At 69.1% G+C, this 14,257-nt stretch carries 10 protein-coding genes; 9 read left to right on the top strand and 1 reads right to left on the bottom strand.

The window, feature by feature from the left end:
* The first annotated feature begins 58 nt into the window (after positions 1–58).
* Positions 59–2,104: a bifunctional copper resistance protein CopD/cytochrome c oxidase assembly protein gene (locus G4X40_RS00390; protein ID WP_277829476.1), complete on the top strand. Its 2,046-nt coding sequence runs from the start codon at positions 59–61 to the stop codon at positions 2,102–2,104.
* Between the two features lie 7 nt (positions 2,105–2,111).
* Here G4X40_RS00390 and G4X40_RS00385 read toward each other — a convergent pair whose 3' ends face one another.
* Positions 2,112–3,914, bottom strand: coding sequence for a hydroxysqualene dehydroxylase (locus G4X40_RS00385; RefSeq protein ID WP_277829475.1), 1,803 nt, complete (start codon positions 3,912–3,914; stop codon positions 2,112–2,114).
* Positions 3,915–4,025: 111 nt separating this feature from the next.
* On the opposite strand from G4X40_RS00385, the gene G4X40_RS00380 reads away from it, so the two are divergent.
* From G4X40_RS00380 to G4X40_RS00345, 8 genes are all read left to right on the top strand, one after another.
* Positions 4,026–4,685 (top strand): TetR/AcrR family transcriptional regulator, encoded by a 660-nt coding sequence (locus tag G4X40_RS00380; protein WP_277829474.1) that lies wholly within the window; start codon positions 4,026–4,028, stop codon positions 4,683–4,685.
* 215 nt (positions 4,686–4,900) lie between these two features.
* Positions 4,901–5,452: a single-stranded DNA-binding protein gene (locus tag G4X40_RS00375; RefSeq protein WP_277829473.1), complete on the top strand. Its 552-nt coding sequence runs from the start codon at positions 4,901–4,903 to the stop codon at positions 5,450–5,452.
* Positions 5,453–5,548: 96 nt separating this feature from the next.
* Complete coding sequence (gene ettA, locus G4X40_RS00370) at positions 5,549–7,228, top strand: energy-dependent translational throttle protein EttA (protein ID WP_277829472.1); 1,680 nt, start codon at positions 5,549–5,551, stop codon at positions 7,226–7,228.
* A gap of 3 nt (positions 7,229–7,231) precedes the next feature.
* Positions 7,232–7,663 (top strand): acyl-CoA thioesterase, encoded by a 432-nt coding sequence (locus G4X40_RS00365; RefSeq protein WP_277829471.1) that lies wholly within the window; start codon positions 7,232–7,234, stop codon positions 7,661–7,663.
* Between the two features lie 53 nt (positions 7,664–7,716).
* Positions 7,717–12,672, top strand: coding sequence for an NAD-glutamate dehydrogenase (locus G4X40_RS00360; RefSeq protein ID WP_277829470.1), 4,956 nt, complete (start codon positions 7,717–7,719; stop codon positions 12,670–12,672).
* Entirely contained in the window at positions 12,669–13,094 is a 426-nt protein-coding gene (locus tag G4X40_RS00355) for an acyl-CoA thioesterase (protein WP_277829469.1), read from the top strand. Before G4X40_RS00360 ends, G4X40_RS00355 begins: the two co-directional genes overlap by 4 nt.
* Positions 13,087–13,770 carry a hypothetical protein gene (locus G4X40_RS00350; RefSeq protein WP_277829468.1) on the top strand — a complete coding sequence of 228 codons (684 nt, stop codon included), beginning with the start codon at positions 13,087–13,089 and terminating at the stop codon, positions 13,768–13,770. Before G4X40_RS00355 ends, G4X40_RS00350 begins: the two co-directional genes overlap by 8 nt.
* Entirely contained in the window at positions 13,767–13,958 is a 192-nt protein-coding gene (locus tag G4X40_RS00345; protein ID WP_277829467.1) for a hypothetical protein, read from the top strand. The genes G4X40_RS00350 and G4X40_RS00345 overlap by 4 nt, the downstream gene beginning before the upstream one ends.
* Positions 13,959–14,257 lie beyond the last annotated feature (299 nt).

Below are 14,257 nucleotides of genomic sequence, written 5' to 3'. Positions count from 1 at the left end.
TCCAGGGGTGCGCAATCTCATCTGGGCGCGATTTCGGGGCGCATTTATGCTGGTGGACATGGCTACACCCGATCTCGCCGCTCCGCCCGCGTCCGCGACGGGAGAGGAGTCGGCGAAGCCGGGTGGCAACGGCACCGCCGGGGTCTTCGTCGCCGGCGCATTGATCGCGGCATTCGTCGCGGCGGCGCTGGCGGGTCTCTCTCTGACCGAGGCGCTTTCGCGGCTCGGCATCCCCGACCCGGGGCCGGTCACCACCTACGGCCTGCCCATCCTGACCGCGATCGGCGAGGTCGCCGCGGTCGTGTCGGTCGGCTCGTTCCTGCTGGCGGCGTTCCTGGTCCCACCGCAGCGCAGCGGGGTCCTCGACGTCGACGGCTATCGCGCGGTGCGCACGGGATCGGTCGCGGCCGCGGTCTGGGCGGCCTGCGCGTTCGTACTGGTTCCGCTCGAACTCTCGCAGACCTCCGGCAAGCCGTTCACGGAGGCGATGAAGCCGTCGAACGTGATGACCGCGCTGGGGCAGGTCGAGAGCGCGAAGGCGTGGCTGTGGACGGCGGCCCTGGCGGCGATCGTCGCCGTGGGCAGCCGGGTGATCCTGCGGTGGGGGTGGACCCCGCTGTTGCTGCTGCTGTCGATCGGCAGCCTGATGCCGCTGGCGCTGACCGGCCACTCGTCGGCCGGCGGCAACCACGACCTGGCCACCAACAGCCTGATCCTGCACCTTGTGTCCGCCTCGCTGTGGGCAGGCGGCCTGTTCGCACTGCTCGCACATGCGCGTCGCCGCGGCGCGCACACCGACGTCGCGGTGCGCCGGTACTCCGCGGTCGCCACGGTCTGTCTGGTCGTCATCGGCATCAGCGGCGTCCTCAATGCCATGGTGCGGATGCCGTTGAGCGCGCTGTTCACCACCAACTACGGCTGGATGGTGTTCGGCAAGGTCGTCGCACTCGTGGTGCTCGGGCTGATCGGGTTGGCGCAGCGCGGCACCTCCGTGCGCGCGCTGCAGCAGGACCCGTCGGCACGCGGACCGCTGATCCGGCTGGCCGGCGTCGAGGTGCTCGTGTTCGCCGCGACGATCGGCCTGGCGGTCGGGCTCAGCGGGGCCCCGCCGCCGCCGGACACGAAGGTGCCGTCGGTGCTCGAGGTCGAACTCGGCTACAACCTGTCCGGCCCCCCGACGCTGTCGCGGCTGCTGTTCGACTGGCGCTTCGACCTGATCTTCGGCACCGCAGCGATCGTGCTGGCGGTCGTCTACCTGCTCGGTGTGCGGCGTCTGCGCCGGCGCGGCGACGCGTGGCCGATCGGTCGCACCGTCGCGTGGATCGCGGGGTGCGCGGTGCTGCTGTTCACCACGTCCTCCGGTGTCGGCCGGTACATGCCCGCCATGTTCAGCGTGCACATGGCCGCGCACATGGCGCTGTCGATGCTGGCCCCGGTGCTGCTGGTGCTAGGCGGCCCGATCACGCTGGCGCTGCGCGCGCTCAAGCCCGCCGGCAAGAACGGGGTCCCCGGCCCGCGCGAGTGGCTCCTCGCCGCGGTGCACAGCCCGGTCTCGAAGTTCCTCACCCATCCGCTGATCGCGGCGGTGCTGTTCGTCGGCGGGTTCTACGCGCTCTACCTCGGCGGGATCTTCGGTTCGCTCGTGTCCGAGCACGCCGGGCACCTGTTCATGAACCTGCACTTCCTGCTCAGCGGCTACCTCTTCTACTGGGTGGTCATCGGCATCGATCCGGCGCCGAGACGGCTGCAACCGGTGACGAAGCTCGGCGTCGTGATGGGCTCGCTGCCGTTCCACGCGTTCTTCGGCGTGACGCTGATGATGATGAACACCGTGCTGGGCTACACGTTCTACAAGGGCCTGAACCTGCCGTGGAACCAGGATCTGCTCAGCGACCAGCACGTCGGCGCGAGCGTCGCATGGGCGGCCGGTGAGGTCCCGCTGGTGGTCATCATGGTCGCGCTGCTGATCCAGTGGTCGCGCAGCGACACCCGCACGGCGCGGCAGATGGACCGTGCCGCCGACCGCGACGACGACGCCGACCTCGCCGCGCACAACGCGATGTTCGCGGAGCTCGCGCGGCGGGACCGCGAAGCGGGGCTGTGAGCCCGGATCAGCCCAGATCGAACAGGTTCGGCTGACCGGCCCGGTAGCGGGCCACGTCGGCCTGCCGGAACGGCTCGAACGCTGCCGGCGGCTCGCGGACGAAGGTCTTCGCCCGCGGCGCGGTCGACCCCGCCGCGTCCAGGATGCCGTTCACCGCATGGCGCGCGGCCTCGTTGGCGCCCTCCATGGTGGCCAGGTCGAAGTTCGTCTGGACATAGTCGGCGGCGAGGAAGAGGTTCGGGATCGCGGTACGCGCCGTCGGGCGCTTGCTCCACGACCCGATGGTGTTGACCAGCAGCGGCTCGTCATTGTTGTTGCGGGATCCGTCCCAGGTGATGCCGGGGTCGAGCATCCACCGGTGGACAATCCCGTCGGGGAGCTCGACCTTGCCGTCGTCGTTGAGTGCGGCAGCCAATTGCGCCCATGTCTCCTGGAAGATCTCGTCGTGCGTGCACAGCTTCGCGGGCTTGCCGAACAGGATGCCGGGGGTGTCCCAGTCCGCGATGTCGATGGTCAGCCCGTCCAGCGAGGTGCCGTCGCCGAACCGTCGCGGATAGTCGCCGGGCCAGAAGGCGCGCTGGGTGTACGACGTGAGGCGCCACGGTGCGTCCACGTAGATGTTGTATCCGTGGCCCAGTTGCAGTCGCTCGGTGACGAACATCTGCAGCCCGTTCATCCAGTCGAGGTAGAGGTCGTCCATGGCCGCGAGTGCCGGATCGAGCCGGCGCATCTGCGGTGACCACAGCGCACGGGCGCGGTCGGTCGGCATCGCGCTGACGTACCAGTCCGCCGTTTCCACCGTGCTCGAACCGTCCGGGCGCCCGATGCGGACGCCACCGATGCGGTCGCCGTCGACGACGAAGCCGCGGCATTCGTGGTGCGGGTTGAACTCGACACCGAGACCGCGCAGATGCGAAACCCACGGGTCCAGCCACGCCTCGTTCGTCGGCCCGTTGAGCACCTCGTAGGTCTTGGGCCCGCCGGCCAGCTCCTGCAGCATGGCGGTGAAGAAGGCCTCTGCCATGTTCCCGATCGTGCGGGTGCTCGCCTTGGTCTCCTTCGCCGCCACCAGGGCGCGCGTGAGCCCGGTCGCGGCCAGCGACCGGTATTGCCGGGACCGGCCGGCGGCGCCGATGTAGTTCCACCAACTCACGTGTTCCCATTGCCCGAACCGGCGCTCGTCGCACGAGGTCAGGTAGACGGCCATGCGGCCCGCCAAATAAGTCGCCTCCAACGGCGGGATCGCGGCGTCGCGGATGAACGACTCCGACATCACCCGCGTGAACCCCTGGGGCGTGAGTAGTTCGCTGGGGTCGGCGTAGAACCCGAACATCATCGGGAAGCCGTCGGGAAGGCCGTGTGCCCGCGGGTACCGGGGGTCGCCGACCGAGAACGGCACCAGGTTGTCGTACACGCCGTTTCTGTTGCCGGAGAACGGAATACGCCGCATCGTGTCGTGGGTGTGATGATAGAAGGACGTGAACCCCCGCGCGCCGTGCTCGCCCGGTAGCGGTGCGCGCCCGCCGGTGGCCGACTCCGGCAACGCGATGGTGCGGGACTTGCCGCCGAGTTCCTTGCGGTCGAACACGGTCACCTGAAAGCCGCGCTCGGCCAACTCGTGGGCGGTGACCAGCCCGCCGATCCCGGCCCCCAGCACCGCCACGCGGCCGCCGGTGTTCCCGGCCCGCCGGGGCGGCTGGGCAGCTTGCGCGGGGTAGGCGACACCCCCGAGCCAACCCGCCGCCCCGGCGGCCGCGGCACCGCGTAAGACCGTCCGCCGGGTCGGCCCGTTCCTGTGCTGCTCTGCCATCACGCACCCCCGAAGATCTGACATATATGTGACTATGGTTGTCGTCATATTTAGCGCACGCGCTGGCGGAGGGGCGGAGAATCGGGGAAATCCGACATCGAGGAGGGCGTGATGGCCGATGACGGCCGAGTGCGGCGCGATCGTCGCTACGGCGGGGTCGCGGCGCCCGAGCGGACCGCGTTGCGTCGCGCCGCACTGCTCAGGTCCGGAAGAGAGTTGTTCGGCGCGCACGGTTTCCGCGGGGCGGGCGTCAAGGATCTGTGTGCTGGGGCGGGGGTGACCGACCGCTACTTCTACGAGTCCTTCCGCAACACCGGTGAACTGTTCGCCGCGGTCTTCGACGAGGTCGTCGACGAGTTGTTCAGCGCGGTCGCCAGAAACGTCGCCGGCAGCGCGCCGACGGGGACGAACAAGCTGCACGCCGGGATCGCGACGTTCCTGGACCTGCTGGGGGAGGATCCGCGAATGGTGCGGATCGTCTTCATCGAACCGCCGGCGGTGGGGTTCGAGGCCGAGGAGCAGATGGGTCGTGCGTTGGCGCGCTTCGCCGGCCTGGTCGCCGAGACGGTGGTGCGCGCGCGCCCGGACGACGTCGTCCCGGAGGTCATGACCCAGATCTTCGCGCTGTCGCTGGTCGGGATGATCGAGCGGGTCGTCATCGAAAAGATCAGCGGCCGAATCGATCTGCCGATGGCGGATCTGGCGGATCGGTGCACGACGCTGGCGGCCGGGACGTTGCGCGGACTCTACGACGACCGTTCTGCGCGCTGAGCCGTCATGCCGTGGCGGGCCCGGCCCGTACACCCGACCGCCGACAGCACGGCGCCCTGGACGCCCACCCTCGCGCGGTTGTGCACAGCCGCGGAGGTTCTGCACAGTTCACCCTTCGACGGGCCGGCGGTCGGCGGGCTCGGGCGACGATGGGGACACCGACTCGATCGAGCGGGACCGGCGTCTTCCGCCGGTGTCACACGAGGGGGATGTTCATGTACGAGACGCACACCGCCGTGGTCGGCACGGTGATCACCGATCCGCGTCAGCGCACCACGTCGAGCGGGGACGTGGTGCTCAGTTTCCGGATGGCCTGCAACGGCCGCCGGCTCGACCGCGAGACCGGCGAGTGGCACGACAACGGCACGCTCTACCTGAGCGTCAGTTGCTGGCGGCGGCTGGTGATCGGGGTGGGGGCCTCGCTCACCAAGGGCGATCCCGTCATCGCGTACGGGCAGCTGCGCACCAACGAGTACACGACCAAGGACGGCGCACCGCGCAGCGATCTCGAGATGCGGGCGAGCGCGGTCGGTCCCGACCTGGCCCGCTGCATCGCGCCGCTCGCGCGCGGCAGGAAGGCCGCCGTGCTGGTCGGTGAATCCCGGCCCGACGGTGAGGTCGGCGAGACCGCGCAGGATCCGTCGCTCGGGCAGTCGTCGACCTTCGGCGAGCCCACGTTCGGCGCGATGACCGATCGCGATCACGCAGTCGACGACGTGGCGGCGAAACCGTCGCAGGGGGAGGAGCTGGAGCCGGTGCCTGCCTGACGGGATGTGCGTATCGGTGCCGCGGCGGTCGGCCCGGGGGATCGGCCGCCGCAGCCTGGTCGTGAGCACTGGTGAGGAACCACTACCCTGGTGGGCATGGCTGAGTTCATCTACACCATGAAGAAGGTGCGCAAGGCGCACGGCGACAAGGTCATCCTCGACGACGTCACCATGAGCTTCTACCCGGGCGCCAAGATCGGCGTGGTCGGGCCGAACGGCGCCGGCAAGTCGAGCATCCTCAAGATCATGGCCGGACTGGACCAGCCGGGTAACGGTGAGGCCTTCCTCGCCCCCGGGGCGTCGGTCGGCATTCTCATGCAGGAGCCGCATCTCGACGAGTCCAAGACGGTTCGGGAGAACGTCGAGGAGGGCCTCGGCGAGACGATGGTGCAGCTCAAGCGATACAACGAGATCGCCGAGCTGATGGCCACCGACTACTCGGACGAGCTCATGGAAGAGATGGGCACGCTCCAGGAGGCGCTCGACCACGCCAATGCCTGGGAGGTCGACTCCCAGCTCGAGCAGGCGATGGACGCGTTGCGCTGCCCGCCGGCCGACGAGTACGTCACCCATCTGTCCGGTGGCGAGAAGCGCCGTGTCGCGCTGTGCAAGCTGCTGCTGAGCAAGCCGGATCTGCTGCTGCTCGACGAGCCCACCAACCACCTCGACGCCGAGTCGGTGCTGTGGCTCGAGCAGCACCTGGCGGCCTACCCCGGCGCCATCCTCGCCGTGACCCACGACCGCTACTTCCTCGACCACGTCGCGCAGTGGATCTGTGAGGTCGACCGTGGCCGCCTTTACCCCTACGAAGGCAACTACTCCACCTACCTGGAGCAGAAGGCCGCCCGCCTCGAGGTGCAGGGCAAGAAGGACCAGAAGCTGCAGAAGCGCCTCAAGGAGGAACTCGCCTGGGTTCGCTCCGGCGCCAAGGCCCGTCAGGCGAAGAACAAGGCCCGTCTCGACCGTTACGACGAGATGGTCACCGAGGCCGAGAAGCACCGCAAGCTCGACTTCGAGGAGATCCAGATCCCGACGCCGCCTCGACTGGGCAACGTCGTGGTCGAGGTGGAGAACCTGGACAAGGGCTTCGACGGCCGCCTGCTGATCAAGGACCTGTCGTTCACCCTGCCGCGCAACGGCATCGTCGGTGTCATCGGCCCCAACGGTGTCGGCAAGACGACGCTGTTCAAGACCATCGTCGGGCTCGAGGAGCCGGATTCGGGCACCGTGAAGGTCGGCGAGACGGTCAAGCTCAGCTACGTCGACCAGAACCGCGCGAACATCGACCCGAAGAAGACGGTGTGGGAGACGGTCTCGGACGGCCTCGACTACATCGAGGTGGGGCAGAACGAGATGCCCTCGCGCGCCTACGTTTCCGCATTCGGCTTCAAGGGGCCGGATCAACAGAAGCCGTCCGGGGTGCTGTCCGGCGGTGAGCGCAACCGGCTGAACCTGGCGCTGACCCTCAAGGAGGGCGGCAACCTGATCCTGCTCGACGAGCCGACCAACGACCTGGACGTCGAGACCCTCAGCTCGCTCGAGAACGCGCTGCAGGAATTCCCCGGCTGCGCCGTGGTGATCTCCCACGACCGCTGGTTCCTGGACCGGACCTGTACCCACATCCTCGCGTGGGAGGGCGCGTTCGGCGACAACGAGGCCGCCTGGTACTGGTTCGAGGGCAACTTCGAGGCCTATGAGGAGAACAAGGTCGCGCGGCTCGGTGCGGATGCGGCCCGCCCGCACCGCGTCACCCACCGCAAGCTCACCCGGGACTGACCGATGTCCGAACCGTTTCGCTGTGAACTGCAGGTGCGCTGGGGCGACTCCGACCGCCTCGGACACGTCAACAACGTCATGTACCTGGAGTACGCGCAGGAGGCGCGGCTGCGCTTCTTCCGTGCGATCTTCGACGGCACGGACACGGGGTCGGTCGGCCCGGTGGTGGTGCGCCGGCTCGAGGTGGACTTCGAGCGGTCGCTGACCGACGAGTCCGACCCGCTGTCGGTCGAGGTGACGGTGACCAAGCTGGGCCGGACGTCGATGACGATCCGCAACCGGATGTTCGACCGCCACGGGGTGCTGCACAGCACCGTCGACGCCGTGCTGGTCGCGCTCGACATGGCGACCAACACGCCGCGGCCTATCCCGGACGAGGCCTGCGAGGTCCTGCTCGCGTACTCGGAGGAAACCCTGGTTCGCGCCGCGACGTGACCTCCGGACGCCTAACCTCGACGTGAAGCCCAACGGCGGAAGCGGGGTCGGCGATGACGGATGCGGTTTCCCACCCGGAAGCCCCGGGACCGGAGGAGGACGCGGGGGAGATCGCCGCGCAGGCGATGGACGACCCGGAGCTGGCCCAGCTATATCGCGGCTACTACCGCCAGGATGCGACGGTCGCTCCCGACGCCGGCAGTGCGCGGGCCGAGGAGGAACCGCAGGAATCGCCGGAGGTCACACTCGGCCGGCGCGCGGTCGAGATGCTGCGTCGTCACCGGGAACTGGCGGCCTGTCGGAGTGAGGGCGTCCCGCTGGTGCGGCTGTGGCCGGACGGCACGCGGGGCTCTGGTGACGACGCGGCGGCCTCGGTGCTGCAGATCGTCACCGACGACTCGCCGTTCCTCGTCGAGTCGGTGACCGCGCTGCTCGGCAGTATCGGGGTGACCGTCGACCAGGTGGTGCACCCGATCCTGACGGTCGAGCGGGACGCCGACGGGAACCTGCTGCGAGTCCTGACCCGCCGCCCCGGCACCCCGCCGCCGGCGGATGTGCTGAACGAGTCCTGGATGTACCTGGAGCTCTCCGGTACGCCGCAGGAGGTGCTCCCGCAACTGCAGGAGCGCGTGGTCGAGGCGCTCAAGGACGTCCGCACGATCGTCGAGGACACCGACGCGATGCTGGCCGAGCAGTTGCGCGTCGCCGAGGAACTCGAGCGGTCCGGCACGGTCGGCCCGGCCGACGAGACCGAGGTACGGGAATGCGCGGCCCTGCTCAGATGGCTTGCCGCCGGGAACTTCCGGCTGCTCGGCTACCGGCGCTACGAGGTCACGCGAACCCAGGCGAGCCCGGGTGGCGGATTCACCACCGAGCAGCAGATCGTCGAGGGCAGCGCGCTCGGGGTGCTGCGCTCGGGCGAGGTCGTGGACCGTCGCTTCCGGTTGCACACCCCCGACGAGGACACCGCCAAGCAACTGCTGGTGCTCACCCAGGGGCAGTCGCCGCCGATGGTGATGCGGTCGGTGCACCCGTTCTTCGTGTGTGTGCGCACCTTCGATGCGCAGCACCGCCACGTCGGTGAGCACCGCTTCCTCGGGATCTTCACGGTGACCGCGATCCACCAGAACGTGCTCGAGATCCCGATCCTGGGCCGTCGCGCACGGCAGGTGCTGGAGCTGGCCGGCCAGACCGAGGACTCGTACAACGGTCAGTCGATGCTCGAGATCATCGAGTCCTATCCGCGCACCGAACTTTTCGCGACCGACACCGACACCCTGCTCAAGGTCGTCAGCTCGGTGCTCTCGGTCGGGCTCACCCGCGATCTGCGGCTGTTCCTGCGCGGCGACGCCAACGGCAACTTCGTCTCGGCCCTGGTGTACCTGCCGCGCGACCGCTACCGCACCGGCGTGCGGCTGGCGATGAAGGCGATCCTGCTCGCCGAGCTGGGCGGCTCCAGCGTCGACTACACCACCCGGGTCACCGAATCCTCCTTCGCCATGGTGCATTTCACCGTGCACATCCCTCGGGGGTGGGAGGACGGGCACGGCCCCGACCTGGGGGAGCAGAATCGGCTGCGCATCCAGTCGCTGCTGGCGGAGAGCTCGCGCAGCTGGGAGGACCGGCTGTCCGAGGTCGTCACGTCCGGCCGGACCCCGGTCCATGCGGCGGCGGTCCAGCGGTACGCCGCGACGTTCCCTGAGGCGTACAAGGAGGACTTCACCCCGGAGGACGGGCTCGCCGACATCGCGCGGCTGCAGGCCCTCGAGCCGGGCAGGATCCAGGTGGCCTGGCGTCGCGGGCACGGTCGAGGGGTCCAGTGGCGGTTCATGCTCTACCTCGCCGGGGCAGGGGTGTCGCTGAGCCAGATGGTGCCGATCCTGCAGTCGCTGGCGGTCGACGTCATCTTCGAGCGTCCGTACCCGGTCCTACGGGACGACGGAATGCACTGCTGGATATACGCGTTCGCGGTCGCCGTGCAGCGCGACCTCGTCGACCGCACGGACATCACGCCGGACAGCGACGCGGGCCGACGTTTCATCGGCGCGTTCGAGGCGCTCTGGTACGGCCACGCGGAGGTGGACCGGTTCAACGAACTGGTGCTGCGGGCCCGGCTCGACTGGCGTCAGGCGATGCTGCTACGAGCCTACGGAAAGTACCTGCGACAGGCCGGTTTTCCGTACAGCCAGACCCACATCGAGACCGTGCTGTGTGCGAACCCGGACACGGTCGCCGCCCTGGTCGAACTGTTCCACGCGAGCTTCGACCCGGACAGTGCCTCGCCCGACCGCGCCGAGGAGGTCGCCGACCGGATCACCGCGGACATCAAGAAGGTCTACAGCCTGGACACCGACCGGGTGCTACGCGCCTACCTGGCACTGATCCGGAACACGCTGCGCACCAACTACTTCATGACCGTCGCTGACGGCCGCCCGCACGAGTACCTGTCGATCAAGCTGGCCTCGCGTGAACTCGCCGAGCTGCCGCAGCCGCGCCCGATGTACGAGATCTACGTCTATGCGCCGCGAGTCGAGGGCGTGCACCTGCGCTTCGGCCCGGTCTCGCGTGGGGGGCTGCGGTGGTCGGACCGGCGCGAGGACTTCCGCACCGAGGTGCTCGGCCTGGCCAAGGCGCAGGCAGTCAAGAACGCGGTGATCGTGCCGGTCGGAGCCAAGGGCGGGTTCGTGGTGAAGAATCCGCCGACCCCGAGCGGGGATGCCGCGCGCGATCGGGATGCGCTGCGCGAGGAGGGGATCGCCTGCTATCGCCGGTTCATCTCCGGGCTGCTGGACCTGACCGACAACCTGGACAGCCGTACCGGCCAGGTGATCCCGCCCGATCGCGTCGTGCGCCGCGACGTCGATGACACCTACCTCGTCGTCGCCGCCGACAAAGGCACCGCCACCTTCTCCGACATCGCCAACGAGGTGTCGAAGTCCTATGGGTATTGGCTCGGCGACGCCTTCGCGTCCGGCGGCTCGGCCGGGTACGACCACAAGGAGATGGGGATCACCGCGAAGGGCGCCTGGGAGAGCGTCAAGCGGCACTTCCGCGAACTCGGCCTCGACACCCAGTCCGAGGAGTTCACCGCCGTCGGCATCGGGGACATGAGCGGTGACGTGTTCGGCAACGGGATGCTGCTGAGCGAACACATCCGGCTGGTCGCCGCATTCGACCACCGGCACATCTTCATCGACCCGACTCCGGTGGCGGCCACGTCCATCGCGGAACGCAGGCGCCTGTTCGCGCTGCCGCGCTCGTCGTGGGCGGACTACGACACCGCGACCATCAGTGAGGGCGGCGGGGTCTGGGAGCGTCAGCGCAAGTCGATTCCCGTCAGCCCGCAGGTTCGTGCGGCTCTCGGGCTGCCGGACGGGGTGAGCGAACTGCCGGCGCCGGAACTGGTGCGGGCGATCCTGCTCGCGCCCGTCGACCTGCTGTGGAACGGCGGCATCGGCACCTACGTGAAATCGGCCGCGCAGTCCAACGCGGACGTCGGCGACAAGGCCAACGATTCGGTGCGGGTGAACGGATCGGCATTGCGGGCCAAGGTGATCGGGGAGGGCGGCAACCTGGGACTGACCCAGCTGGGCCGGATCGAGTTCGCGCTGGCCGGCGGCAAGGTGAATACCGACGCGGTCGACAACTCGGCGGGTGTCGACTGCTCCGACCACGAGGTCAACATCAAGATCCTGCTCGACAACATGGCCGGCGCCGGACAGCTTGCCGTCGCCGGGCGCACCGCCTTCCTCGAGTCGATGACCGACGAGGTGGCCGAGCTGGTCCTCGACGACAACCGGCGGCAGAACGAGGTGCTCGGCATCTCGCGTGCGCATTCGGACAAGATGCTCGGGGTCTATGCGCGGCTGATCGACGACCTGGTGCGCAGGCACAACCTCGACCGCGACCTCGAGGCACTGCCCTCGCCCGACGAGCTGGATCGCCGGTCCGAGGCCGGGATCGGGCTCACCTCACCGGAGATGGCGACCCTGCTGGCGCACGTGAAGCTGGCGCTCAAGGACGACCTGCTGGCCACCGACCTGCCGGACCTCGCAGTGTTCGCGAACGTGTTGCCGCGGTACTTCCCCGGTCCGCTGCGCGAACGGTTCGGCGCCGACATCAAGAACCATCCGCTGAGCAGGCAGATCGTCGCGACGATGCTGGCCAACGACACGGTTGACGGCGGCGGCATCACCTACGTGTACCGGCTCGGCGAGGACACCGGCACATCGGCGACCGATGCGGTCCGAGCCTTCACAGCGGCCACGACGATCTTCGACCTGCCGGGGGTGTGGGAGGCGGTGCGCGCCGCGGGTGCCCCGGTCGTCGCCGAGGACAAGATGATGCTGGAGACCCGCCGGTTGCTCGACCGCGCCGCGCGCTGGCTTCTGGCCAACCGGCCGCAGCCGCTGGCGGTCGGCGCCGAGATCGCGCGCTTCGCCGACAAGGTGTCCAGCCTTGCGCCGCAGGTGCCGGGATGGCTGGCGGGATCCGGCGCCGAGACCCTCGACCGGCGCGCCGGCGCCGCGGTCGAGCTCGGTGCTCCCGAGCCCCTGGCCCGACGGATCTTCAGCCTGCTCGACGTGTTCTGCCTGCTCGACATCATCGAGATCGCCGACATCGGGGACCGCGACGGTGTCGAGGTCGCGGAGCTGTACTACGCGCTTGCCGCGCACCTCGACATCGAGCGGCTGCTCACCGCGGTCGCGGGGCTGCCGCGGGGGGACCGGTGGCATTCGCTGGCGCAGTTGGCGATTCGGGACGACCTGTACTCTGCCATGAGGTCACTGTGCATGGACGTGCTGTCCGGCGGCGAGCCGACGGAGTCCCCGGCGGAGAAGATCGCCGAATGGGAGTCCACCAACGCCTCGCGGCTCGCGCGTGCGCGCGGGTCGCTCGCCGAACTCGCCGCGTCGGGAACCCTCGACCTGGCGGGACTGTCGGTGGCCACACGTCAGATCAGGAGCATGGTCCGCGCGGCGGGCATGAGAGCGGAGGCAGCCAGGTGAGCGAAGCGGTCGGATTCCACAGCAAGGTCGAGGTGCGGTGGTCGGACATGGACGTCTTCCAGCACATCAACCACGCCCGGATGGTGACGCTGCTGGAAGAGGCCCGCATTCCCTGGCTGTTCCTCGACGACCGCCCCACCGCCGCGCTGCGCGAGGGTGCGGTCATCACCGACCTGCACGTGAAGTACCAGGGTCAGCTGCGGCACTCGGACAGCCCGCTGGACGTGCTCATGTGGACCTCGCAGGTGCGGGCGGCCGACTTCACCATCAACTACGAGGTCCGCGCGGTCGGGCAGGACCTGTCGGTGCGCCCGTCGATCGTGGCGCAGACGCAGGTGGCGTCCTTCGACATCGGCGGTCAGCGGCTGCGACGGCTCACTGCCGCCGAGCGGGAGTATCTGGAAAGCTGGAAGCGTGCTTGAGCGAACACTGGACATCCCGGATGCGGCCGAGCGGGAGAACCTCGCGGCGTTCGTGTCCCGGGCGGTGCGCCTGGACCCGGCCGCGGTGGTCCGGATCCGGCGGCGCGACCCCGATCGGCTGACGGTGTGGTGCACTACGGCTGGTTTCGAGGCGCTGGCGGTGCGGGTGGTCGGTGGTCGGGCCGGGCAGGCGGACACCTGTGTGGCGGCCGACGGGTTGCTGCGCGCACTCCAGGACACCGCAGACGGTCAGATCGACCCGGGCTTCTCGATGGACTCCGCCTGGCGCGGTTCGCTGCCGCCCGAGGACGGCTTCGTCCACGTCGACGATGTGCCGGCCCGTGAGCTCGTCGACCTGTCGGTGCAGGGCGCGGAACTCGCGCGTGAGCACAGCACCAGCGTTGGGCCTCCGAAGTCGCTGCTGGATCAGGAGGTCGTGCACGTGGAGGGCGGTGGGGAAGCTGCCGCTGTGCCGCTGCGCTGCGTCTTCGCGCTCACCGCAATGGGTTTCATCCCGGGAGTCACGCAGAACTCGAGCGGTCGGGTCGACGCGACGCGGCTCGACGCGGCGGAGCCGGTCCGGGTGCGGGCAACGAAGAACTGGCTGCGGCTCGACGCCCGCTACGGGTCGGTCTTCCACCGGCGCGCCGGCGGCCTCGCGCTGGACGTGCTGTGAGCGCCGATCTTCCACCGGAGGTCATGGCGGCCCTGCTGTCGCCGAAGACCGGGGTGCCGCAGGAGAATGGTGAGCTGGTGACTCCGGTCGATCCGGTCCGGCCCCGTGTGTCAGCATTCGACGACGACGAGGACGACGAGTACTTCCGGCAGCGTCGGTCACAGGGATGGCTGCAGTCCGGCTGGTGAGGGGTGACGGAGCCGTCGAGCTACTGCGGCCAGCCAGGGAACGGTGGGGGAGACGGTTGCCCGGACTTTGCTGGGTCCACAGGTGCTGTGTGCCGGCACTGCTCAGTCGCCCCCGAGTCCGGGGAGGCGGTTTCTTCCTTGGTCACGTACCAATCGCCGAACACGTTGTCTGAAGGCCGACGTGCCGGACCCGACTGATCCGCCGGTGGCGATGCACCCCGACGGGTGTAATACAGGTAGCTGACGTCGCTTCTCGTTCCTCCGAACCAAGAGCAGACTGTTGCCCGGACAACCCCATC

The sequence above is a fragment of the Speluncibacter jeojiensis genome, from assembly GCF_029589495.1.
GTDB lineage: Bacteria > Actinomycetota > Actinomycetes > Mycobacteriales > Mycobacteriaceae > Speluncibacter > Speluncibacter jeojiensis.
Note: the sequence above shows the minus strand (reverse complement) of the source record. Positions and strands in the feature narration are given on the sequence as shown.

Excerpts from the sequence above, each read along its gene's own strand:
- ettA (WP_277829472.1), top strand. The coding sequence starts at position 5,549 with ATGGCTGAGTTCATCTACACCATGAAGAAGGTGCGCAAGGCGCACGGC.
- G4X40_RS00385 (WP_277829475.1), bottom strand. The coding sequence starts at position 3,914 with ATGGCAGAGCAGCACAGGAACGGGCCGACCCGGCGGACGGTCTTACGC.
- G4X40_RS00360 (WP_277829470.1), top strand. The coding sequence starts at position 7,717 with ATGACGGATGCGGTTTCCCACCCGGAAGCCCCGGGACCGGAGGAGGAC.
- G4X40_RS00380 (WP_277829474.1), top strand. The coding sequence starts at position 4,026 with ATGGCCGATGACGGCCGAGTGCGGCGCGATCGTCGCTACGGCGGGGTC.
- G4X40_RS00365 (WP_277829471.1), top strand. The coding sequence starts at position 7,232 with ATGTCCGAACCGTTTCGCTGTGAACTGCAGGTGCGCTGGGGCGACTCC.
- G4X40_RS00375 (WP_277829473.1), top strand. The coding sequence starts at position 4,901 with ATGTACGAGACGCACACCGCCGTGGTCGGCACGGTGATCACCGATCCG.
- G4X40_RS00390 (WP_277829476.1), top strand. The coding sequence starts at position 59 with ATGGCTACACCCGATCTCGCCGCTCCGCCCGCGTCCGCGACGGGAGAG.